A 21392-nucleotide genomic window follows, 5' to 3' on the forward strand; every position below is an offset into this window, starting at 1 on the left:
GGGTGACCGACGATCGCCCGTCGCGGACCGCCGGCCGCGGTCAGTTGTTCAGCCCGGCGGCGGCCATCCGCACGGAGTGCGCCTCGGTCATCCGCCGGAACAGCCCCTGCACGTCCATCTGTCCGCCCTGTGCGATGAGCGCGGTGAACGCCCCCCGCTCGGCGGCGGCCACCCGGCCGGCCTGTGACAGCGCCTCGCCGACCAGTCGCCGCGCCCACATCGAGAGCCGGCCGGCCACCCTCGGATCGGCCTCGACGGCCGCCCGGATCTCGGCGACGGCGAAGTCGGCGTACGACGAGTCGTGCAGCACGTCGAGGACGAGCTGACGGTCCGGCTCGGCCAGGGCGATGGCGACCTCCCGGAGGAAGTCGTCGGTGATGGCGTCGCCCACGTACGCCTTCGTCACCGCCTCCGCCCAGTCCCTCGGCTCGGTCGAGTCGTGGTATACCTGGAGTGCCCCGACGTACGGCACCATGGCGTCGTCGGGGAGTACGCCGAGCGCGGCGAGCCGGTCGGCCAGCCGGCGGTAGTTCCCGATCTCGGCGGCGGCCATCTCGCCGAGTGCCGCCCGCCTGCGCAGGTCGGGGGCGAGCCGGGCGTCGACGGCCATCCGTTCGAAGGCGAGCAGCTCGCCGAGGGCCACCAGGCCGAGCAGGTCGATGACGGCGTGGGCGGGCAGATCGGGCGCGGACACGAGCGCAGGCTACCGCCCGCAGGCAATCCGGCCAGAGGTGGCACAGATCACACGGGTTGCCCCCGGCGTGGCGCGTGCGCGCGGAATCAGGACGCCCTCGGACCGGTTCAGGTAGCATGGAACAGTTGCCGTGGGCGCCGACCTGGCCAGGGTGGTCCAACCGATCAGCCGGTCCGGTCGAAGTGTGAGGCCCGCGGCGCGCGTGCGGCCCGGTCCGGCAAGGCAGTCTGCCGCCGACCGTGTGGCCCGCGCCACACCGAACGCGCCCTGAGGACATGACGGGGCGCACCCACGAGAGGGCACCCCCAAATCCATATGAGCGAGCTGACTCAAGATCTGCTGGACGGCCAGGAACTGGCCGCCACCGCTCCGGTGCGCCCGGAGGCACCCACCTTCGCCGAGCTGGGCGCGCGTCAGGAGACCGTCGACGCGCTGGCCGACGCCGGCATCACCCGCGCCTTCGCCATCCAGGAGTACGCGCTCCCGATCGCGATGCGCGGCACCGACCTGATCGGCCAGGCGCCCACCGGCACCGGCAAGACCCTCGGCTTCGGCGTACCGCTGCTGGAGCGGGTCTTCGCGCCGGGCGAGGGCGGCAACGGCGTGCCGCAGGCGCTGGTCGTCGTACCCACCCGCGAGCTGGGCATCCAGGTGGCCAAGGACCTCGCCGCCGCGGGCCGCACCCGGGGCGTCCGGGTGCTGCCGATCTACGGCGGCGTGGCGTACGAGCCGCAGGTCGACGCGCTGCGCAAGGGCGTGGAGATCCTGGTCGGCACGCCCGGCCGGCTGCTGGACCTGGCGAAGCAGAAGCACCTGCGCCTGGACCGGGTGCACGCGCTGGTCCTCGACGAGGCCGACCGGATGCTCGACCTGGGCTTCCTCGACGACGTCGAGCGGATCCTCGCGATGCTGCCGGAGGACCGGCAGACCATGCTCTTCTCGGCGACGATGCCGGACCCGATCGTCACCCTCTCCCGGCGGTTCCTGCGCCACCCGGTGACGATCCACGCCGGGCACACCGCCGAGACCGGGCCGTCGCCGCAGACCGAGCAGCTGGTCTACCGCACCCACTCGATGAACAAGGTCGAGATCGTGGCCCGCATCCTCCAGGCCGAGGGGCGCGGGCTGACCATGATCTTCACCCGCACCAAGCGGGCCGCCGACCGGGTCGCCGAGGACCTCGACTTCCGGGGCTTCGCGGTCGCCGCCGTGCACGGCGACCTCGGGCAGGGCGCGCGGGAGCGGGCGCTGCGGGCGTTCCGGGCCGGCAAGATCGACATCCTGGTCGCCACCGACGTGGCGGCGCGCGGGCTCGACGTCAGCGGCGTCACGCACGTCATCAACTACGACTGCCCCGAGGACCAGGACACCTACACCCACCGGATCGGCCGTACCGGCCGGGCCGGGGCGACCGGCGTCGCGGTGACCTTCGTCGACTGGGACGACATGCCCCGCTGGCGGATCATCGACAAGACGCTGGGCCTGGAGATGCCGGAGCCCCCGGAGACGTACCACACCTCCCCGCACCTCTACACCGACCTGCGCATCTCCACCGAGGTCAGCGGCACCCTGCCGACCGCGGAGCGCACCCGCGCCGGGCTGTCGGCCGAGGTCGAGGAGGACCTCGGCGGCGGCCGGTCCCGCCGGGGCGAGGGCAGGGGCTCCCGGAGCGGCGAGGGCCGCGGTCGGGGCGAGGGCGGCGGTCGCGGCGAGCGCCGTCCACGCCGCGCCAGTAGTGCCGCCGACGTGCCGGAGGCGGAGGCGCCGGCCGACACCGCCGAGGAGGGCACCCGCATCCCGCGTCGCCGCCGGCGTCGCCGCGCCGGCGAGACCGTCTCGGGCGAGCCGACCACGGTGATCACCGCCGAGGCCACCGATGCTCCGGCCGCCGCCGAGGGCGAGGCCCCGAAGCCCCGCCGCCGCCGGCGCCGTCGTGGTGGCGGTGGCTCCGCCGCCGGTACGCCGGCCGAGGCGACCGCCGACTGACCCGTGCACGTCCGACGTCCCCGTACCGGTCTCCGGTGCGGGGACGTCCTTCTGGACCTGGTACGCCAGGCACCTGACCGACGCGTCCCGCGATCGGGGCGGGTCGGTCCTGGGCCTGGTGCGCCAGGCACCTGACCGACGCGTCCCGCGATCGGGGCGGGTCCGACCGAGCAGGAAGATGGAGCAATGCCCGAACCCCTGGACGCCGCCCTGACCGAGGTCCGGGCACTGCTGCTCGACCCTGCGCTCACCCGTGCGGTGGCCGCCGGACGCCGACGTGGACACCGGCCCTCGGTGCTCCGCGCCGAACTGCGGCCGGTCGGCCTCAAGGCCGGCCCCCGGTTGCAGATCTCCACCTCCGACGGTTCCCGCCCGTACACCCGCAACGTGGCCCCCGGCCCGGAAGCGGACGCGGCGGTGGACGCGCTGCTCGCCGAGCCGTTCGGCAACTGGCACGTGGAGACGGCCGACACGACGCTCCAACTGCGGGTCACCAAGTCCGGCGAGGCGCAGGTGCACCGGGCCGCCGCGGCCCGACCGGCCGCCGAGCCGGGCGGGCACGACCGGGCGAAGGAGTACCTGCTCGACCCCGGGGACCCGATCTTCGCCGAGATCGGCGGCTCGGCGGCGAAACGGCGCCAGGTCGACGCCTTCCTGCGGGCCCTGGCGGCGACCCTCCCGGACGACCTGACGGGGCCGCTGCGGGTGGTCGACCTGGGCTGCGGCAACGCGTACCTGACCTTCGCCGCGTACCGGTGGCTGGCGCGGCGGGGGGTCGACGTCGAACTGGTCGGCGTGGACGTCCGGGAGGACCAGCGGCGGCGCAACACCGAACTGGCCGAGCGACTGGGCTGGGCCGACCGGGTCAGCTTCGTGGCCGGCACGATCGCCGACGCCGTCGTGGAACCCGCCCCCGACCTGGTGCTGGCCCTGCACGCCTGCGACACCGCCACCGACGAGGCGCTGGCCCGGGCGGTGCGCTGGCAGGCCCGCTGGGTGCTCGCCGCCCCGTGCTGCCACCACGACGTAGCGGCCCAGCTGCGTACGCGGCCGACTCCGGCACCGTACGAGCTGCTGACCCGGCAGGGCATCCTCCGCGAGCGCTTCGCGGACGTCCTCACCGACGCGCTGCGGGCCGGGCTGCTCCGCCTGCACGGCTACCGGGCCGAGGTGGTGGAGTTCGTCGACTCCCGGCACACTCCGCGCAACCTGCTCATCCGGGCACGACGCACCGGCACCGCGCCGACCGCCGCCCAGCGGGCGGAGTACCGGGAACTCGTCGACCAGTGGGCGGTGAGCCCGGCACTGGAGGCGCTACTGCCGCCGTCCACGCCGGACGTCACCCCGACCGCCGACACCCCGGTGCCGGACGACGTCGCAGCGGCCCACTAATCGGAACGTCACCCGGACAACCTCCCGGCCAAGGCCGCCGCGCGGCGGAGACGCCCGGCTCGAAGTTGCTGCCCACCGGACGAGCACACCACCCACCAGCGCCCGCCCCGGTGATCAGGACGCCATGGACCCTAAAACAGCCGGGTAAGGTCCATGGTGTCCTGATCACCGGGGTGCTCGCGCGTTACCGGCCGCCATCAGTGGCGCCCGCCGATGGTGGTGGCACGCTCGGGCCTGACGGGGCTGGCGGTCCCGCCGACGTGCATCGGCGACCAGGTTCCACAGCTGCTGCGGGTCGTCACGCCACGCGGGTCGGGCACTGCTCGTCGTCGCCCGGAGCTTCGCTGGAGCCCCGGTCACCTGAGCGACGTCGGCCGTCGCCCATCCCGTCCGGATGTGATCCGCGCCATTCCGGACGGTGTGAGGTCCCGTACACGGGACGGTCTGGTCGATCAGTCAATTGTTTCCCAGCCTTTCCGTACTACCCTCGGAGGCGCACCGCCGGTGCCGGTCGGGAGGGAAGACCCGCAGGTATGGGTTCCGTAGAGGTTTCGCCGCAGATGGCCTTCGCACGTTTCGTGCGGCGCGCTATCGACGACGCTCGTGAGGAACGCGGCTGGACCGTCACCGACCTGGCGTCCCACACCAGCGTCGGCCGGTCGACCGTGTTCCGTTGGCTCGCCGGGGACTGGCAGGACTACCCCGAACTGGCCAAGGTGCGCGGCTTCTGCGCCGCGCTGGACCTGCCGGTCGCGGCCGCGTTCCGTGCGCTCGGCCTGCCTGATGCCGGCCCCGCACCCCGGCGGCGCGTCGACGACGGGCCCGTCGAGGCGGACGTGCGGGTGATCCTGCAACGACTCGCCGATCCGACCGTGCCGGCCGAGGAGAAGCACCACATCCGCGACCTGCTGCGTTACCTGGCCCGCCGCCCGATCCGTCGCGCCGGCTGAGCCCTCACCGCAGCCCCACCGGCCACCGATGCTTCGTGTAAGGAAGGGCCCCTTCCCTACACCTCGTCAGGGCACGGTGAGCGTGAACTCGGCGGTCCGCACCACGCCGGCGACCTGGAAGTCCAGGTAGAGCCGGTACCGGCCCGGGTCGGGCGTGGTCACCCAGAACGTCACCGCCCCGTCAACCGGCTGCGGCTCGGGGTGGACGTGCAGGTAGCCGAGATCCCCCTCGCGCAGGGCGACCAGGTGCCCGTACGCGCCGAGGTAGCGCTCCAGCGTGGCAGTCCCGTCGGGCGAGTCGACGCGGAAGACCAGTGGCACGGTCACGCCGGCCTGCGGGGTGCCCTGGTAGCCGACGGTGAACCCGTCGACCGTGGCCGAGGACGCCGGTGCCGGCAGCGGCCTCGGCTGGTAGCCGCCCGGCGCGGACAGGTCGACCCCGAGCGTCACCGCCGTCTGCCGGCCGTCGTCGGCGAGCGCGGTGAAGTCGGCGTACGCCCGCCAGACGCCCGGCTGCGGCAGCGCCAGCGGCACCGACCAGGTGCCGTCGGCCGCCATCGTCGGGTGCAGGTGCTGGTAGCCGGTCAGGTCGCGGCGCACCACGATCAGGTGCATCGGCTTGTCGTGCACGACCGCGAACCGGGTCACCGGGCGGCGTTGCGCGTCCCGTACCTGGAAGCGCAGTTCGCCCGGACGGCCGGCGGTGAACGTGGCCGACAGCGGGGTGAGCGTGTAGCCCGCCGAACTGACCGAGAGGCCGCCGGCCTGCGCCGCCTCGGCCTGGTCCGCACCGTGCTCGTGGGCACCGGTGCCGGGCTCGTGGGCGTGGCTGGTGAGGGCACTGTCCGGCTCCGCCGTCACGGACGGGCCGCCGTTGAGCCGACCGAGGCCGAAACCGAGCAGGACGGCGAGCACCAACCCGCCGACCACCAGCGCCAGCCGGACGGTGCTCTGCTCCGGCACGGCCGACACCTGCTCCGGCGCGGCCGACACCTGCTCCGGCGCGTCCGGCCTCTGCTCCGGGGCAGGCGAAACCTGATCCGGGATGTCCGGCGCCTGCTCCGGGGCGGGCGGTACCTGGTCGGGCTGGTCCGTCGACGCCTGGTCGGACATGGCCGACGCCTGGTCAGGCACCGCCGCCGTCCCGCTCGCGGCCGGGCTGGTCATCGGTCATGCCGCCCACGCTACCGCCCCTCGGCACCGCACCGGCCCGCCGGTGGTGCGGCGTGGCGGCGGTCGCAGTCCCGCCCCACCGGAACTTTCCCGACCGAACCGGCAACGCCGTCGGCGTAGCTCAGGCACCCTGCCGGGCGCGGCGAACGGCCGACGACGGCCGACGGGCGACGGCGGGCAGCCGACGGCGGGCAGCCGACGGCGAACGGCGAACAGCCGACGGCGGGCAGCGGGCAGCCTCGGAGGTGACCTGGCGGGCGACAGGCGGCGGGCAGCGGGCAGCCTCGGAGGTGACCTGGCGGGCGACAGGCGGCGGGCAGCGGGCGGCGGGCAGCGGGCGGCGGGCAGCGGGCGGCGGGCAGCGGGCGGCTCAGCCGGCCACGGCCAGCGCAAGGGGAAGCACGTCGGGGGCGCCGGCCCGACGCAGCTCGCGGGCGGCCATCGTCATCGTCCAGCCCGAGTCGACCAGGTCGTCGACGAGGAGCACCGGCCCGTCGAGCCCGGCGAGGACGCCGGCCAGTTCGTCCGGCACGGTGAAGGCGCCGTGCAGGGCGCGTACCCGCTGGGCGCTGTTGCCGCGCGGGCCGCCGACGGGCGCGCCGGTCGGTGTCACCTGGCCGAGCAACGGCAGCCGGCCGACGGCGGCGATCCGCTCGGCGAGCGAGCCGACCAGCCGGGGCCGACGTCGCGAGCCGACCGCGACCACACCGACCGGGCGGCGCGGCCACCGCTCGTCGCCGTGCGCCCACGCCTTCAGCACCTCGACCACGGCGGCGGCCACGTCGTCGGGAACGGCGACGTCCGCCGCCTCCGGCCCGACCAGGTCGCGCAGCCGGCCACCCCACCCCAGGTCGGACAGCCGCCCCACCGCGCGCCCCGCCAGCGCCTGTTCCGCCGGGGCGATCCGCCCCTTGAGTGGTACGCCCACCGCCTCCAGCCCGGTCGGCCAGAGCTTCTTCGGGGCGATCTCCACGCCGGGCCGGCCGAGGAAGGTCTGCGCGGCGGTCAGCGCCACGTCGGACACGTCGGGCGTGAACAGCGGGCCGGCGCAACGGTCGCACCGGCCGCAGTCGGCGGCCCCGGCGTCGTCCAGGCGCTCGCGCAGGTAGCGCAGCCGGCAGTCGGCGGTGGTCGCGTACTCCCGCATGGCCTGCTGCTCGGCGGTGCGCGCCTGGGCGACGCGGCGCAGCCGGGCCTCGTCGTAGACCCAGGGCTCGCCGGTGGCGAGCCAGCCGCCGCGCACCCGGCGGACCGCGCCGTCGACGTCGAGCACCTTGAGCATCAGTTCCAGCCGGGCCCGGCGCAGGTCGACGATCGGTTCGAGGGCCTGGGTGGAGAGCGGGCGGTCGGTGTGCAGGGCGGCCAGCACGGCGCGTACCTGCTCCTCCGGCGGGAAGGCGAGCGAGGCGAAGTAGCGCCAGATCGCGGCGTCCTCGACGCCGGGCAGCAGCAGCACCTCGGCGTGCGCGACGGCGCGGCCGGCGCGGCCGACCTGCTGGTAGTACGCGATCGGGGACGGTGGCGCGCCGAGGTGCACCACGAAGCCGAGGTCGGGCTTGTCGAAACCCATGCCCAGTGCGCTGGTGGCGACCAGCGCCTTGATCTTGTTGTCCAGCAGGTCCTGTTCGGCGGCCCGCCGGTCGGCGTCCTCGGCCTGGCCGGTGTAGGAGGCGACGGCGTAGCCCCGGGAGCGGAGGAACTCTGCGGTCTCCCCCGCCGCGGCGACGGTGAGCGTGTAGACGATGCCCGAGCCGGGGAGCCGGTCTAGGTGGTCGGCGAGCCAGGCCAGCCGGTGCGCCGGGTTGGGCAGCTCGACCACACCCAGCCGCAGTGACTCCCGGTCCAGGCTGCCCCGCAGCACGAGGGCGTCGCCCAACTGCTCGGCCACGTCGGCCGTGACCCGGGCGTTGGCGGTGGCCGTGGTGGCCAGCACCGGGGTGTGTTCGGGCAGGTTGCCCAGGAAGGTACGCAGCCGGCGGTAGTCCGGCCGGAAGTCGTGCCCCCAGTCGGAGACGCAGTGCGCCTCGTCGACCACCAGCAGGCCGGTGGTGGCCGCCAGCTTCGGCAGCACGGTGTCCCGGAAGTCCGGGTTGTTGAGCCGCTCGGGGCTGATCAGCAGCACGTCCACGGCGCCGGCCTGGATCTCGGTGGTGATCTCGTCCCACTCGTCGAGGTTGGCGGAGTTGATGGTGCGGGCCCGGATGCCGGCCCGGGCCGCCGACTCGACCTGGTTACGCATCAGCGCCAGCAGCGGCGAGACGATGACGGTCGGCCCGGCTGTCCCGCCCCGCTCGCCCGGGTCGCGCAGCAGGGCGGTCGCCACGAAGTAGACCGCCGACTTGCCCCACCCGGTGCGCTGCACGCAGAGCACCCGGCGGCGGTCGACCACCAACGCCTCGATCGCCCGCCACTGGTCCTCGCGGAGCCGGGCGTGCTCGCCGGCCAGCCGCCGCAGCACCGCCTCGGCCCGCTCCCGTACCGCCGTCCGATCCACACCCATCCGGCATTTCTACCAGCTACGACGGACACCCCCGCCCACCCGAACCCCCACCCTCGTCGATCATGAAGTTTTCGCCTCCGGCAGCGGCGTGTCGCGGCAACAACCTCTTGATCAACAGGGGGGTGGGGGTCGGGGCGTCAGGGGCGGCGGGTGGGGGTGCGGAGGGTGTGGCGTAGGAGTGTCAGGCGCGGGGCCAGGCTGGCCAGGCCGCCGGGGAAGAAGTAGACGGCCAGGATGAAGACGGTGCCCAGCACGAAGAGCGGCTGGGACAGCGGGTTGCTCAGGAACGCCGGCAGGGCCTCCACCGCGTCGGACGTGCCGAACGCGACCAGGCGGTGGTCCAGGTACATGTAGAGGATGCCGCCGATCACCGGACCCCACCGGGTGCCCGGCCCGCCGAGCACCACCATGACCAGCAGCCCCAGGGTCCACTCGGAGGAGGTGATGTGCGGCGAGGCGCCGCCGACGATCAGGACGTAGACCACGCCCCCGGCCGCCGCCAGCCCGCCGGCCAGGGTGAACGCCACCAGCTTGAACCGGTACGGGTCGAGCCCGAGCACCCCGATCCGCCGCTCGTCGTCGCGCAGCCCGGCGAGCACCCGCCCGGTCGGCGAGCCGGAGACCCGGTGCACCACGAAGACCACCACGACCAGGTACGCCAACGCCAGCCAGTAGAGGTTGACGGTGTTGGTAACCCCGACCAGCCCCTCCGGCAGCCCGGAGACGTCCAGCGGCAGCCCCTCCTCGCCGCCGGTGAGCCCGCCGAAGTCGCGGGCCACCAGGATCGCCCCGACCTGGGCGAAGGCGAGCGTCACCATGGCGAACGCGATGCCGACGGTACGCAGCGCCACCGCCCCGAGCAGCGCGGCGAGGATCGTCCCACCGGTGATCGCGAGCAACCCCGCCTGCCACAGCGGCAGTCCCGCCTTGGTGATCAGGATGTCGGTGCCGTAGACGCCGGCGGCGAAGTAGAGGGCATGCCCGAAGGAGAGCATCCCGGTCCGCCCGAACAGCAGGTCGTACCCGGCGGCCAGACCGCCGAAGACCAGGCAGACGGCGAGCAGTTGCAGGGTGCCCGGGGAGTTCAGCGCCCCTTCGAAGACGCCCGGCAGGTGCAGCGTGGAGTACGGCAGGATCAGCGCGACCACCAGCGGGACCAGCGGCAGGTAGGGGCGCAGCCCGTGCCACCGTCCCCGCTGCGGGGTCAACTCGTCGGGCACCGCCGCGGGCGGAGCCGGAACCTCGGGGCTCTTGACCTCGGTCATGCCGTTGCCACCTTTCCGGCGATGCCCTGCGGGCGCAGCAGCAGCACCACGGCCAGCAGCGCGACCACGCAGATGTCGCCCAGCCCGGAGGTGCCGTAGTAGTTGACGAACTGTTGGGTCAGGCCGACGGCGACCGCCGCGTACGCGGACCCGGTCACCGAGCCCATGCCGCCGATGACCACCACGATGAACGCAAAGATCAGCAGCGAGCCGCCCTGGCCGGGCGAGACGGTGCCGAAGTAGACGCCACCGAGCGCGCCGGCCAGCGCCGCCGCCGCCCCGCCGATGGCGAAGACCAGGGTGAACGCCTTGCGCACGTCGATGCCGAGCGCGGTGACCATCTCCCGGTTCTCGACCCCGGCCCGGATCACCAGGCCGTAGCGGGTCCAGCGGAGGAAGGCCAGGATCGCGCCGAGCACCAGCACCGCGGCGATGATCAGCAGCAGGCCGCCGTTGGGCACGTTCGCGCCGAGGATCGTGGTGACCTGCCGGGTCCACTCGGGGCGCGGGAACGGCCGGGCGTCCGCGCCCCAGGTGGCCTGGAGCAGCGCCACGCCGGCCAGCGAGAGACCGACGGTGACCAGCACCTGCTCGATGGTGCGGGAGTAGAGCGGCCGGATCAGCACCAGCTCGACCAGCACCGCCACCAGCGTGCCGGCGGCCACCCCGAAGGCGACCGAGACGACGAAGCCGAAGCCGTCCGACCCGGCGCCGGGCAGGTTGTGCGCCGCCCACCAGGTCCCGTACGCGCCGACGCCGAGGAACACGCCGTGCGCGAAGTTGAGCACGTCGGCAAGGCCGAAGACCAGGGACAGGCCGCTGGCGACCAGGAAGTAGAGCGCCGCCAGGCCGAGCCCGGTCAGCGTGAGCAGGATGACGGTGTCCATCAGTGCCGGTCCTTCCGCACTGCGGCCGGCGTACCGGCGGCGTGGTGTCCCTCCGCCGAGCCCACGCCCAGCAGCGACTTGGTCAGGGCGGTCTCCAGCAGCAGTTCCTGCGCGTCGCCGGTCCAGGCCACCTGGCCGGCGGCCAGCACGACCGCGTCCCGGGCGAGCCGCCGGACCACGGCCAGGTTCTGCTCGACCAGCAGCACCGGCACGGATTCGGCGACCCGTTCCAGCACCTCGGCCACCTCGGTCACCACCTTCGGCGCCAGCCCCTTGGTGGGCTCGTCGACCAGCAGCAGCCGGTTGTCGTTGAGCAGCACCCGGCCGATCGCCAGCATCTGCTGCTGCCCGCCGGAGAGCGAGCCGGCCCGTTGCCGTCCGCGCCGGTCCAGCTCCGGGAAGAGCGCGAAGACCTTGTCGTACGCCGGGATGCTGCCCCGCCGCTCGGCGAGCCGGAGGTTCTCCGCGACGGTGAGCCCGGCGAAGACGCACCGGTCCTCCGGCACGTAGCCCAGCCCGCCGCGGACCAGCCGGTGGGTCGGCCGGGCCAGCAGGCTCTGGGCGCCCATCCGGACGGCGCCGCGCACCTCGCCGGCGGGCGGGGTGAGGCCGACGATCGCGCGCAGCGTGGTCGTCTTGCCCACGCCGTTGCGCCCGAGCAGGACGGTGACGCCGGTCGGGGCGACCGTGAAGGACACCCCCTGGAGGATGTGCAGCCCGGCGATGCGGACCGACAGGTCCTCCACGCTGAGAATGGGTTCCACTAGAGCGACTCCCCCAGGTAGGCCTCTTGCACGGTGGGGTTGGCCATCACCGTCTCCGGGGTGTCGCAGGCCAGCAGCGCGCCGTGGTGCATCACGGCGATCCGGTCGGCCAGCTCCAGGATGACGTCCATGTGGTGCTCGACCATCAGCACCGACCGGCCGCTGTCGCCGGTGAGCGAGCGGATCACCGAGACCAGCTCGGGCACGTCCTCGGCGCTGACCCCGGCCATCGGCTCGTCGAGCAGCATGACCCGGGGCTCCCCGGCGAGCAGCAGGGCGATCTCCAGCTTCCGCTTCTCGCCGTGGGCGAGGGTGCCGGCCAGCGCCGTACCCCGGTGGGCGAGGCCGACCCGGTCGAGCGCCGCGTCGGCGACGGCGGCGACCTCCCGGTCGGCCGCCGCCCGCCGCCACAGCTTCATCGAGCCCCCGCGGTGCGCCTGCACGGCGAGCCGGACGTTCTCCCGCACGCTGAGCGAGCCGAAGACCGAGGATGCCTGGAAGGTACGGCCGAGCCCGAGGCGGGCCCGCCGGTGCGGCGGGAGGGAGCCGATGTCCTCCCCGTCGAGGGTGATCCGTCCTTCCGTGGCCCGGCGGATGCCGGTGATCAGGTTGAACAGTGAGGTCTTGCCGGCGCCGTTGGGCCCGATGACGCCGAGGAACTCCCCGGGCGCCAGGTCGAGGTAGACGCTGTCGACGATGGCGACCTCACCGATCCGCCAGGTCAGACCGCGGGTGGCGAGCATCTGGTGTCAGCCCTTCATCGCCACGGCCGGCGGCGCGGACTCGTCCCCGGTCAGCGCCTTCTGGGCCGTGGCCGTGAACGTGGTGCCGCTGCCGGTCAGCTTGGCCTGGAACATCGGCTGGAGCAGCGCGTGGTCCTCGGCGCGGATGGTCATCCTGCCCTTGACCCCGTCGAAGCTCCAGCCCTCCAGCCCCGTGATCATCTTTTCGACGTCGTCGCCGCCTTCGGAGATGGCGCGGACGACCATCTGCGCGGCGGCGAAGCCGTCGGGGTGGAACAGGTCGACGGTGCCGACCTTGGCCTTCAGCGCCTTCGCGGCCTCGTTGTCGGAGGCCCCGTCGAAGTAGTGCGACAGGAAGGAGATCTTGCTGCCGGCGGCGCCGAAGGTCGGCCACGAGGCGCGGATGTCCAGGCCGGTGACGACCGTGGTGGAGGAGAGCACACCCTGCTGGTCGAGCGTCTGCCACATCGCGGGGGCGGTGGTGCCGGCCCAGGCGACGAAGAGCAGGTCCGGCTTGGCGGACTTGATCTGGCTGGCGAACGGGGTGAACTCGGTGGCGCTGGCCGGCGCCCGGACGCTGCTGACGGTCGCGCCCGCACCGCCGATGACGGCCTTGACGGCGGCCTCGTTGGCATCGCCGAAGGCGCCGTCCTGGGCGAAGACCACGACCTTCTTGCCGGCCGGGTCGCCGATGAACGACTTGGCGGTGACCACGTCCTGGTACGACTGCCGCCCGGACCGGAACGTGTACTTGTTCGCGCCGGTCACCGCATCGGTGGCGGCCGGCCCGGAGATGAAGAGGACCTTGTTCTGCGCGGCGATCGGGGCGACCTGGAGGGCCACGCCCGAGGCCGTCGAGCCCGCGATGATCCTGCTGCCCTTGCCGATCAGGTCCTTGGCCGCGGAGACCGCCTTCGCCGGGTCACCCGCGTCGTCGACCTCGGTGACCTCGACGGCCCGGTCGCCCACCTTGTTGGTGCCCTTGGTGGCGAAGTCGAGACCGGCCTTGAAACCCTCGATGTACTGCTTGCCGTAGCTGGCGAGGGCTCCCGACTGGGAGTAGACCAGGCCAACCTTCACCGGGGCGGCACTGTCACCGCCACCGGAGGCGGTGTCCTGCGGGCTGCCACAGGCCGTGGCGGCGAGCGCCGCGGCCATCATCGTGGCGGCGGAGAGGAACACCCGCCGCGTCGTCCGGACCGTCATTGCGACTCCACGTGAGGACTCGGAGGTAGGGAACTCATATGACGGCTCACGCTAGGAGTGACGTCACCCACGGGCTATGTGGCCGAAACACACAAGTAACAGGGGTGGAATGGCCGGGCCTTACAGCGCCGGCCCCACGACTGTGACGCCGTACGTCCGCGATGGGCGCGGCGGCCATCGACGGAAGCGCCCCTGTGTCGCCGCGCGCCATCGCCCGGCCGGCCCCCGTCCGGGCCGCCCGCTTCACGGCGTGCGGGTCGGCGGCGAGCACGGGCAGGTGCGCCACGAACCGCGTGGACGGCAACCTTGCGCTGGTCGAGCCCTCCGTCATCGCCGCATCACGACTGGTTGCAGTTGCTCGAGCAAGTAGGGCAGGATCGTCGCCGACCCCACCACTGACGCCCCACCGCCTCCTGTCGAGCTGCCCTCATGTGTGGGGCATCCCCGAGAACCGACTGTCGAACGGGCCGACGGCGTGAGCTACGACGAGCTGCGAAGCAGGTACGGGCACTTGACGATCGATCGCACGACGGCCCTCCCCACCGACGAGCAGATCCGGGCACTGCACGAACGGTTCGCGCCGACCGAGGAAGCCTTCGATCTCGTCTACACCCACTGCCAGATCGTCTGCGCCGTGGCGGAGCAACTGCTCGACAGGCACCCCGCGGCCCTCGACGTCGCTCTCGTACGTGCGGGGAGTCTCCTGCACGACATCGGCGTCTACCGCCTGTACGGCGCGGCGGGGCAGCTCGATCGGGAGAACTACATCCGCCACGGGGTGCTGGGGCACGCGCTGGTACGTGATCTTGGCCTTTCTGAGCTGCTCGGCAGGTTCTGCTCCCACCACACCGGTGTCGGGCTCACCCGCGAGGACGTGCTGCGGCAGCGCCTGCCGCTGCCGGTGGACGACTACACGGCCGACACCGCGGAGGAGCAACTGGTGATGTACGCGGACAAGTTTCACAGCAAGACGACGCCGCCCACCTTCGTGACCCCGGCGTCCTATGCTGCCGGCGTACGACGGTTCGGCGAGGACAAGGTGGCCCGGTTCGCGGCCCTGGTGGAGAAGTTCGGTGAGCCGGACCTTCCGCTCCTGTCCCGCCGCTATCAGCAACCGCTGATCTGAGGCATCCGGCAACGGCCGCTGGCGCCCGCGTCGGCAGCAGGGTGCCCTCGGGATGCCGGTTTCCACACCCGACGCGGGGCGTAAAAGGAAGATTGTCTGGTGCGCCGGCTTCTTCGTCACCCCGTACGGCTCGTGCCGTTCGGTTTCCTGGTGACGATCCTGGTCGGCACCGGGCTGCTGATGCTGCCCTGGGCCACCAGCGAGTACCGGCACACCCCGTTCCTGACCGCCCTGTTCACCGCCACCTCGGCGGTCTCGGTGACCGGGATGACGGTGGTGGACACCCCGAACTACTGGAACGAGTTCGGGCTCGTGATGATCACCGTACTCACCCAGGTCGGTGGCCTCGGTATCGTGACCGGGGCGACCCTGGTGATCCTGGTGGTGGCCCGGCGGCTGGGGCTGCGCAGCCGGCTGCTGGTGCAGGCCGAGACCGCCGAGTTCGGCATCGGCGACGTACGCCGGCTGCTGCTGCGCATCGCCGGCCTCGCGCTGGCCTGCGAGGCGGTCATCACCGCGATCCTGACCGCCCGGCTCTGGATCGCGTACGACTACCCGTTCGACCGGGCCCTCGGGAACAGCGTCTTCCACGCCGTCCAGGCCTTCAACAACGGCGGATTCGCCCTCTACACCGACAACCTGGTCGCCTTCTCCACGGACGCCTGGGTCACCCTGCCGCTGGCGGCCGGCACCATCGTCGGCGGGCTCGGCTTTCCGGCACTGTTCGAGGCGGTCCGGGAGTGGCGGCAGCCGACCCGGTGGTCGATCGCCACCAAACTGACCGTCTGGGGCAGCCTGGTGCTGCTGGTGGTGGGCTTCCTCGGCCTGCTGAGCATCGAGTGGACCAACGCCCGCACCCTGGGCATCTACAGCTGGCCGGACAAGCTCCTCGTAGCGTTCGCCCAGAACGCGTTCATCCGCACCGGCGGCTTCAACGTCGTCGACGTCACCCGGCTGGAGGACGAGAGCTATCCCCTGGTCATCGCGCTGATGTTCATCGGCGGCGGCAGCGCCAGCACGGCCGGCGGGATCAAGGTGACCACGTTCTTCCTGCTCGCCTTCGTCATGTGGGCGGAGCTGCGGGGCGAGCCGGACGTGACAGTCGGGCAGCGCCGGGTGGCCACCGCCAGCCAGCGCCAGGCGATCACCGTCGCGTTGCTCAGCGTCGCGCTGGTGGTCTGCGGCACGGTGTTGTTGGTCTTCCTCACCGAGGGGGTCCGCTACTACGCGGCGCTGTTCGAGGTGACCTCGGCATTCACCACCACCGGCCTCAGCGTCGGCGTGGCCGCGTCCCTGCCGGAGAACGGCCAGCTCGCCCTGATCGTCCTCATGTTCGTCGGCCGGATCGGGCCGTTGACCCTCGGGTCGGCGATCGCCCTGAACACCCGTCGGCGGCTGTACCGCTACCCGGAGGAGCAACCCATTGTCGGCTAGGAAGACGGACGGCGGCAGCGTCGTGGTGATCGGGCTGGGCCGGTTCGGGTGCCACCTGTCCACCGCGCTGACCGCCCTGAAGCATGAGGTGCTGGCCATCGACCGCAACCCGGAACAGGTGCAGCGGTGGTCGGCGCAGCTGGAGCGCGTCGTGCAGGCCGACTCCACCGAGGAGGGCGCACTGCGTCAACTCGGCGTGGCGGACCTCGGCCGGGCGGTGGTCGCCATCGGCGCCTCGGTGGAGGCGAGCGTGCTGACGGTGCTGGCACTGGCCGAGCTGGGCGTACCGCAGATCTGGGCCCGGGCCACCTCGACGAAGCACGCCAAGATCCTGGACTCGGTCGGCGCACATCACGTGATCTTTCCCGAGGCGGAGACCGGCGAGCGGGTGGCCCACCTGATCGTCAGCAGGATGCTCGACTTCATCGAGTTCGGCGACGACTTCGCCATCGCCAAGGTGTGCACCCCGGAGGCGATGGTCGGCCGGCCGCTCGCGGAACTGACGCCCACGGACCGCTACGGGATACGGGTGGTGGGCGTGAAGCTTCCCGGCGAGCGCTTCCGGTACGCCACGGACGCCACGCTGATCGCCCCGGGCAGCATGTTGATCGTCGAGGGGGACATCGAGCAGGTGCAACGGTTCGCGGAACTCAGCTGACCCCGGCGGGCTCAGTCGTCGTCATCGTCCTCGTCCGCGTCCCTTTCCGGGCTTACTTTTTTTCCACCACCCGCCCCCTTGCCCTTGCCGGACTTCTCGGACTTGGCCTTCGCCCCGCCGCCCGAACTGCCGGCGGACGTCCCGGCCTTCTTCGTCGGGGGCTTGGCGGCCGGCGCCTTCGTGGCGGGCGCCTTGGCGGCGGGTGCCTTGGTGGGTACGACGCCGGGCGCCGAGCCGGCCACCCCGGAAACCTGCGCCCCGCACGTCTCCTCACCGACGCGGAACTCCAGCGGCAGCGGATTGACGCCGCTGTGCCGGCCGGTCAGGGTGAGCTTCTCCGACGCGCCGGGGGCCAGCACGGCACGTTCCGGGGCGGGCTCCACGAGCACCGTCTGCCCCTGCTGGCGCACCGGAACGGGCACCGCCTTCGTCACCGTCTGCTGGCCGGGAAAGGTGAAGCTCAGCCGCCAGTCGCGCAGCTCCCGCCCGCCGGTGTTGGTCAGGGTCAGCTCGGCGGCGAAATCCTTGCCGGAGTCCGTGCGCAGCGTGTACGCGACCCGGCAGGGCGTCGGCGCGTCCGCGCCCATCCGCGCCTGGGTCGGCTGGTCCATGCCGCCGCTGGCGGGGCTGTGCGAGGTCACCCCCCAGATCGCCGCGGTCACCGCCACCAACCCGGCGGCGGCCACCCCCGCCTCGATCCGTCGGCGCCGGGTCGCCGCGCGCCGGTTGCGCGTACGGGAGAACGGCAGCGCGTCGGTCGCGGCGGACCAGGGCAGGATCGTGGTGCCGGCGGCGGCCAGCGCGGCCTCGTCCACGGGCCCCGCCGCCGGGGAGACCGGCACCGCGGCGATCATGCCGGCGGCGTCGGCGAGCGTCCGCGCGACGTCGGTGGTGGCGGGCCGGTCCCCGGGGCGCTTGGCCAGGCAGCGGCCCACCAGGTCGCGCACCTCGTCGGGCAGACCCGGCACCGGCGGCATCGGCTCCGGCTCGTTGTACATGTGCGCGCGCAGCATCTGGGTGGTGGTGCTCGCCTGCCAGGGCAGCCGGCCGGTGAGCATCCGGTAGAGCAGCAGGCCCACCGCGTACACGTCGGTGGCCGGGGAGACCTGGCCGTTGTCGAGCCGTTCCGGGGCGAGGTAGGCAGGCGTGCCGAGCAGGGTGCCGTCCGGCCCCTTCTCCTTCTCCCCCACCAGCGCGGAGATACCGAAGTCGACCACCTTCACACCGGTGGCGGTCAGCATGACGTTGCCCGGGGTGACGTCGCGGTGCACCACGCCGCGGGCGTGCGCGGTGGCCAGCGCCGAGGTCACCTCCGCGCCGATCATCACCGCCTCCCGCCAGGGCAGGCTGCCCCGGCGCAGCCGACCGGTCAGCGACTCGCCGTCGACCAGCTCCATGACGACGTACGGCACCGTCAGGCCCACCTGGTCGGACTCGCCGTAGTCGTAGACGTTGGTGATGTTGGGGTGGCACAGTCGGGCGGCGGCCTGCGCCTCGATCCGGATGCGGTGCCGGAACGCGCGGTCGGCGGCCAGCCGGGACGCGAGCACCTTGACCGCCACCTGGCGGCCGAGCACCTCGTCGTAGCCACGCCAGACCACGGACATGCCGCCCGCACCGAGCTGCTCGATCAGCCGGTACCGCTCACCCAGCAGTTGTGCGCCGTCCCGGATCGCTCCACCCATGAGGGTCGTTGTTGCCCCGGCCCGCCCCGGCTACACCTCCAGGGTCGGAATCGGTCAGCGATTCACCCGTTCAGGCGGTGGCGAGGAGCTGGTCCACGGGCGCGTAGTCGTCGGTCAGCACCAGCGCCTCGCCGACGAACGCGGTGAGGTCGGCGCCGGCCAGCAGGTTGACGTCCTCGCGCAGCTCGGTCAGCCGGGCGCGGACCGCCTCCAGCGGCAGCGGGGCGTCGGAGGCGACGACGAGGAAGTTCGAGCCCTCCCGCCCGGCGAGCGCCGCCGCCGGGGCGATCACCGCGACGTGCCGGAACTCGGCGGCGACGGTGGCCAGTTCGCTGCGGATGAAGCGCAGCGGCGGGTAGTCGATGACGTTCTGCACGTAGACGCCGCCCGGCCGGGTCACCCGGCGGACCTCGGCGGCCATCTCCCGGGTGGCGAGGTGCCAGGGCACCACCAGGTGCCCGAACGCGTCGCCGACCACGAGGTCGCGGCTGTCGGTGGCCTCGCCCGCGACCAGCATCCGGGCGTCACCCACCACCGCCCGCAGGTCCGGACCCTGGCGTACGCCGAGCTGACGCTCGCCCAACTCCACCAGCCCGCCGTCGATCTCGAACACGACGTTGTCCGTGCCGGCGCGGGTGGCGGTCAGGTAGCGGGGCACGGTGAACCCGCCGCCGCCCAGGTGCAGCGCGTCGAGCCGCTGCCCCGGCGGGGCGACCACGTCGGCCACCGCCCCGATCCACCGGGTGTACGCGTACTCCAGGTGGGTGGGGTCGGCGAGGTCCACGTACGAGTGCTGGGCCGAGTTGAGCAGCAGGGTGCGGCCGGACTCCCGGTCGGGATCACCCTGGACGCTGGCGCAGTGGTAGGCGGTCTCGATGTCGCACGGGTTCGGCGCCACCGTGGTCAGCCCGGCGCCGACGAGGCCGAGCACCGCCAGGGCGGCCTTGGCCCGGGCGGGGCCGGGCAGCTCCGCGGAGTCCTGGCGGCGCAGCCACACCCCGAGGCCGAGCCCGGTGAGCCCGAGCGAGGCCGCCAGGGCGAACAGGATGACCGTGCTGGGCAGCGCGGCGACCAGCACGAACCCGGTGCCCAGGGTGGCCGTGATCCCGCCCAGCGTGCCGATGCCGGAGAGCCGGCCGACCACCTGGCCGGTGCGCCGCAGGTCGGCGAGCTGGAGTTTCACCACCAGCGGGGTGACCGCGGCGAGCAGGGCCGCCGGCACGAAGACGGCGAGCGCGACGAGCAGCAGGATGGCCGAGGCCGCCCCGCCGCGCAGCACCTCACCGGCGTACCGGACGACGGGCAGGGTGACCGCGGTGGCGATGCCGGCCAGCACCAGCGCCGGGGCCAGCAGGGCCCGGGGGTTGCGCCGGTCGGCCAGCCAGCCGCCCGTCCACGCGCCGTAGGCGATGGCGGCCAGGGCGATGCCGATGACCGAGCTGGTCACCTGGAGGGTCACCCCGACGTACGGTCCGACCAGCCGCAGGGCGACGGTCTCCAGCACCAGGACGGCGCCGCTGGAGAAGAAGACCAGGAACGCGGCGAGGCCGTTGGGCAGGGCCAGGGCGGTCGTCGCCGGTCGGGCCGGCGGGACCGTGACGTCGGAGGATGGGGAGCTCACCCGCGCGATGGTACGCAGCGAAACTGGACCGGCGGGTCAGTACATCGAGAGATGAACATGGTTCGTGTGGTCGGCGGCCGGGCTGCCGCTGCCGCCGTACGCCCGCCACCCGGTGCCGGGGTGCCAGATCTGCCGGTACCAGATCACGTAGAGCACGCCGAGCCGGCTGGCGTTGCGCACGTGCCAGGCGGCGAGGCTGTCCCCGTACGACTTGTCCCCGCCGGTGGCGGTCTCGTCCTTGAACCCGCTCGTGGCGGCCGAGAAGTCGCAGGCCCGGCCCTTGGGATGCTCGCCGGAGCCGCCGCTGCGGTAGCAGGAGACGTGCCGCTTGTAGTTGGCCGCCTGGGTCTGCTTCAGGGCGTTGAGGGTGCGCGGGGTGATGCAGCCCGAGGTGGTCGGGTCGTTCACCGAGCAGGACTCCGACGGCCAGGAGCCGTCCGAGTTGCGGGGGGCCGGCTTCGCCGAGGTGGAGTTGCCGCCGCTGAAGCCGCCGCTGCTGCCCGAACTGACCGCCGCGAGCGCCGCCTCGGCCTCCTTCTTCTTCTTCGCCATCACCGCGACCTGCTTCTGCTGCTCCCGGATCTCGGCGTCGACGGCGATCTTGGCCTGCCGCGCCTGCTCGCGCGTCTCGGTCAGGTCCCGCAGCCGCCTGCCGTCGCGCTGTGCCATCAGGTCGAGGCTGGCCGCCCGCTCCAGGAACGCCTCCGGCGAGGCGCTGTTGAGCAGCATCGACGTGGGCGTCAGCCGGCCCAGCCGGTAGGACTGGGCGGCCACCTCGCCGACCTGTGCGGTCAGCCCGACCAGCCGGACCTCCAGGGCGGCCACCTGCCCGTCCAGTTGCTTCTGCCGGGCCTTGGAGTTGTTGAGCTTCCCTGTCGCCTCGATGTGCGCCCTGGCGGTGGCCTCCAGGGCGTCCCGGAGCTTCTTGGTACCACCCTCGTTGGGCTCCGCGTACGCCGGCACGGCACCGCCGCCGAAGAGCAGCGTCACGGCGACGAGCACGGCGGTCAGTGGACGGCCGACACGCCGCCCGGCCGACCGGGCGACCAGCGGTAGGCGGGCAATCCGCCCGACCGCCCCGGCGATCAGCGGGCGGCGGCCGTGACGCCCGACGGGCATGGTCCTGCGCACGAAAGCATCCTTCCGTCGGCCACCGGCCCCGGATGACAACACGGCGCGGCGGCAGCCCCACCGGGCGCCGGTCGGCGGCCTGCTGGCGGAGACCGGCGGTCAGGATACCGGACGGAGCGCATCCGGCCGCGCCCACGAACACCCGAGCCATCGAACGTCGACACAGGGTCGCATCGA

Annotated in this window: 17 protein-coding genes; 6 read left to right on the forward strand and 11 right to left on the reverse strand. The window is 73.1% G+C overall.

Annotated elements, in window-relative coordinates; translation table 11 throughout:
• Window positions 1-40: 40 nt before the first annotated feature.
• Window positions 41-694, reverse strand: coding sequence for a ferritin-like fold-containing protein (locus AB0D32_RS15245; protein WP_357089832.1), 654 nt, complete (start codon window positions 692-694; stop codon window positions 41-43).
• A gap of 315 nt (window positions 695-1009) precedes the next feature.
• Here AB0D32_RS15245 and AB0D32_RS15250 point away from each other — a divergent pair, with 315 nt between their 5' ends.
• From AB0D32_RS15250 to AB0D32_RS15260, 3 genes are all read left to right on the forward strand, one after another.
• Window positions 1010-2680, forward strand: coding sequence for a DEAD/DEAH box helicase (locus AB0D32_RS15250; RefSeq protein ID WP_357089835.1), 1671 nt, complete (start codon window positions 1010-1012; stop codon window positions 2678-2680).
• A gap of 186 nt (window positions 2681-2866) precedes the next feature.
• Window positions 2867-4072 carry an SAM-dependent methyltransferase gene (locus AB0D32_RS15255; protein WP_357089838.1) on the forward strand — a complete coding sequence of 402 codons (1206 nt, stop codon included), beginning with the start codon at window positions 2867-2869 and terminating at the stop codon, window positions 4070-4072.
• A gap of 533 nt (window positions 4073-4605) precedes the next feature.
• Window positions 4606-5022, forward strand: coding sequence for a helix-turn-helix domain-containing protein (locus AB0D32_RS15260; protein WP_357089841.1), 417 nt, complete (start codon window positions 4606-4608; stop codon window positions 5020-5022).
• Between the two features lie 66 nt (window positions 5023-5088).
• On the opposite strand, the gene AB0D32_RS15265 is transcribed toward AB0D32_RS15260, so the two are convergent.
• The 7 genes from AB0D32_RS15265 to AB0D32_RS15295 all read right to left on the reverse strand — a co-directional run bounded on the left by AB0D32_RS15265 (window position 5089) and on the right by AB0D32_RS15295 (window position 13560).
• Window positions 5089-6189, reverse strand: coding sequence for a hypothetical protein (locus AB0D32_RS15265; RefSeq protein WP_357089843.1), 1101 nt, complete (start codon window positions 6187-6189; stop codon window positions 5089-5091).
• Window positions 6190-6565: 376 nt separating this feature from the next.
• Window positions 6566-8695: a DEAD/DEAH box helicase gene (locus tag AB0D32_RS15270; RefSeq protein ID WP_357089846.1), complete on the reverse strand. Its 2130-nt coding sequence runs from the start codon at window positions 8693-8695 to the stop codon at window positions 6566-6568.
• 137 nt (window positions 8696-8832) lie between these two features.
• The gene (locus AB0D32_RS15275) at window positions 8833-9960 is read right to left on the reverse strand and encodes a branched-chain amino acid ABC transporter permease (protein ID WP_357089849.1); all 1128 of its coding nucleotides are present in this window, start codon (window positions 9958-9960) and stop codon (window positions 8833-8835) included.
• The gene (locus AB0D32_RS15280) at window positions 9957-10847 is read right to left on the reverse strand and encodes a branched-chain amino acid ABC transporter permease (RefSeq protein WP_357089852.1); all 891 of its coding nucleotides are present in this window, start codon (window positions 10845-10847) and stop codon (window positions 9957-9959) included. Before AB0D32_RS15280 ends, AB0D32_RS15275 begins: the two co-directional genes overlap by 4 nt.
• Window positions 10847-11611 carry an ABC transporter ATP-binding protein gene (locus AB0D32_RS15285; protein WP_357089854.1) on the reverse strand — a complete coding sequence of 255 codons (765 nt, stop codon included), beginning with the start codon at window positions 11609-11611 and terminating at the stop codon, window positions 10847-10849. Before AB0D32_RS15285 ends, AB0D32_RS15280 begins: the two co-directional genes overlap by 1 nt.
• Complete coding sequence (locus tag AB0D32_RS15290) at window positions 11611-12354, reverse strand: ABC transporter ATP-binding protein (RefSeq protein WP_357089857.1); 744 nt, start codon at window positions 12352-12354, stop codon at window positions 11611-11613. The genes AB0D32_RS15285 and AB0D32_RS15290 overlap by 1 nt, the downstream gene beginning before the upstream one ends.
• 6 nt (window positions 12355-12360) lie before the next feature.
• On the reverse strand, window positions 12361-13560 hold the full coding sequence (locus AB0D32_RS15295; RefSeq protein ID WP_357089860.1) for a substrate-binding domain-containing protein: 1200 nt from the start codon (window positions 13558-13560) through the stop codon (window positions 12361-12363).
• Window positions 13561-14071: 511 nt separating this feature from the next.
• Between AB0D32_RS15295 and AB0D32_RS15300 the strand changes: the two genes are divergently transcribed.
• The 3 genes from AB0D32_RS15300 (at window position 14072) to AB0D32_RS15310 (ending at window position 16778) form a co-directional block, all read left to right on the forward strand.
• On the forward strand, window positions 14072-14686 hold the full coding sequence (locus tag AB0D32_RS15300) for an HD domain-containing protein (RefSeq protein WP_357089863.1): 615 nt from the start codon (window positions 14072-14074) through the stop codon (window positions 14684-14686).
• A 99-nt stretch (window positions 14687-14785) separates the two neighbouring features.
• Window positions 14786-16120 (forward strand): potassium transporter TrkG, encoded by a 1335-nt coding sequence (locus AB0D32_RS15305; protein WP_357089866.1) that lies wholly within the window; start codon window positions 14786-14788, stop codon window positions 16118-16120.
• On the forward strand, window positions 16110-16778 hold the full coding sequence (locus tag AB0D32_RS15310) for a TrkA family potassium uptake protein (protein WP_357089869.1): 669 nt from the start codon (window positions 16110-16112) through the stop codon (window positions 16776-16778). Before AB0D32_RS15305 ends, AB0D32_RS15310 begins: the two co-directional genes overlap by 11 nt.
• 11 nt (window positions 16779-16789) lie before the next feature.
• Here the strand turns inward: AB0D32_RS15310 and AB0D32_RS15315 are convergent, their stop codons facing one another.
• From AB0D32_RS15315 to AB0D32_RS15325, 3 genes are all read right to left on the reverse strand, one after another.
• A complete protein-coding gene (locus AB0D32_RS15315; RefSeq protein WP_357089872.1) occupies window positions 16790-18463 on the reverse strand; it encodes a serine/threonine-protein kinase in 1674 nt (557 codons plus the stop codon).
• Between the two features lie 70 nt (window positions 18464-18533).
• Window positions 18534-20084: a fused MFS/spermidine synthase gene (locus AB0D32_RS15320; RefSeq protein WP_357089875.1), complete on the reverse strand. Its 1551-nt coding sequence runs from the start codon at window positions 20082-20084 to the stop codon at window positions 18534-18536.
• A gap of 36 nt (window positions 20085-20120) precedes the next feature.
• Window positions 20121-21215, reverse strand: coding sequence for a hypothetical protein (locus AB0D32_RS15325; protein WP_357089877.1), 1095 nt, complete (start codon window positions 21213-21215; stop codon window positions 20121-20123).
• Between the last annotated feature and the right edge of the window lie 177 nt (window positions 21216-21392).

Origin of the sequence: Micromonospora sp. NPDC048170, from assembly GCF_040652795.1 — a bacterium.
GTDB lineage: Bacteria > Actinomycetota > Actinomycetes > Mycobacteriales > Micromonosporaceae > Micromonospora.

Coding starts and splice junctions, on each gene's coding strand:
- AB0D32_RS15250 (WP_357089835.1), top strand. CDS start 1,010: ATGAGCGAGCTGACTCAAGATCTGCTGGACGGCCAGGAACTGGCCGCC.
- AB0D32_RS15255 (WP_357089838.1), top strand. CDS start 2,867: ATGCCCGAACCCCTGGACGCCGCCCTGACCGAGGTCCGGGCACTGCTG.
- AB0D32_RS15260 (WP_357089841.1), top strand. CDS start 4,606: ATGGGTTCCGTAGAGGTTTCGCCGCAGATGGCCTTCGCACGTTTCGTG.
- AB0D32_RS15265 (WP_357089843.1), bottom strand. CDS start 6,189: ATGACCAGCCCGGCCGCGAGCGGGACGGCGGCGGTGCCTGACCAGGCG.
- AB0D32_RS15270 (WP_357089846.1), bottom strand. CDS start 8,695: ATGGGTGTGGATCGGACGGCGGTACGGGAGCGGGCCGAGGCGGTGCTG.
- AB0D32_RS15275 (WP_357089849.1), bottom strand. CDS start 9,960: ATGACCGAGGTCAAGAGCCCCGAGGTTCCGGCTCCGCCCGCGGCGGTG.
- AB0D32_RS15280 (WP_357089852.1), bottom strand. CDS start 10,847: ATGGACACCGTCATCCTGCTCACGCTGACCGGGCTCGGCCTGGCGGCG.
- AB0D32_RS15290 (WP_357089857.1), bottom strand. CDS start 12,354: ATGCTCGCCACCCGCGGTCTGACCTGGCGGATCGGTGAGGTCGCCATC.
- AB0D32_RS15295 (WP_357089860.1), bottom strand. CDS start 13,560: ATGACGGTCCGGACGACGCGGCGGGTGTTCCTCTCCGCCGCCACGATG.
- AB0D32_RS15315 (WP_357089872.1), bottom strand. CDS start 18,463: ATGGGTGGAGCGATCCGGGACGGCGCACAACTGCTGGGTGAGCGGTAC.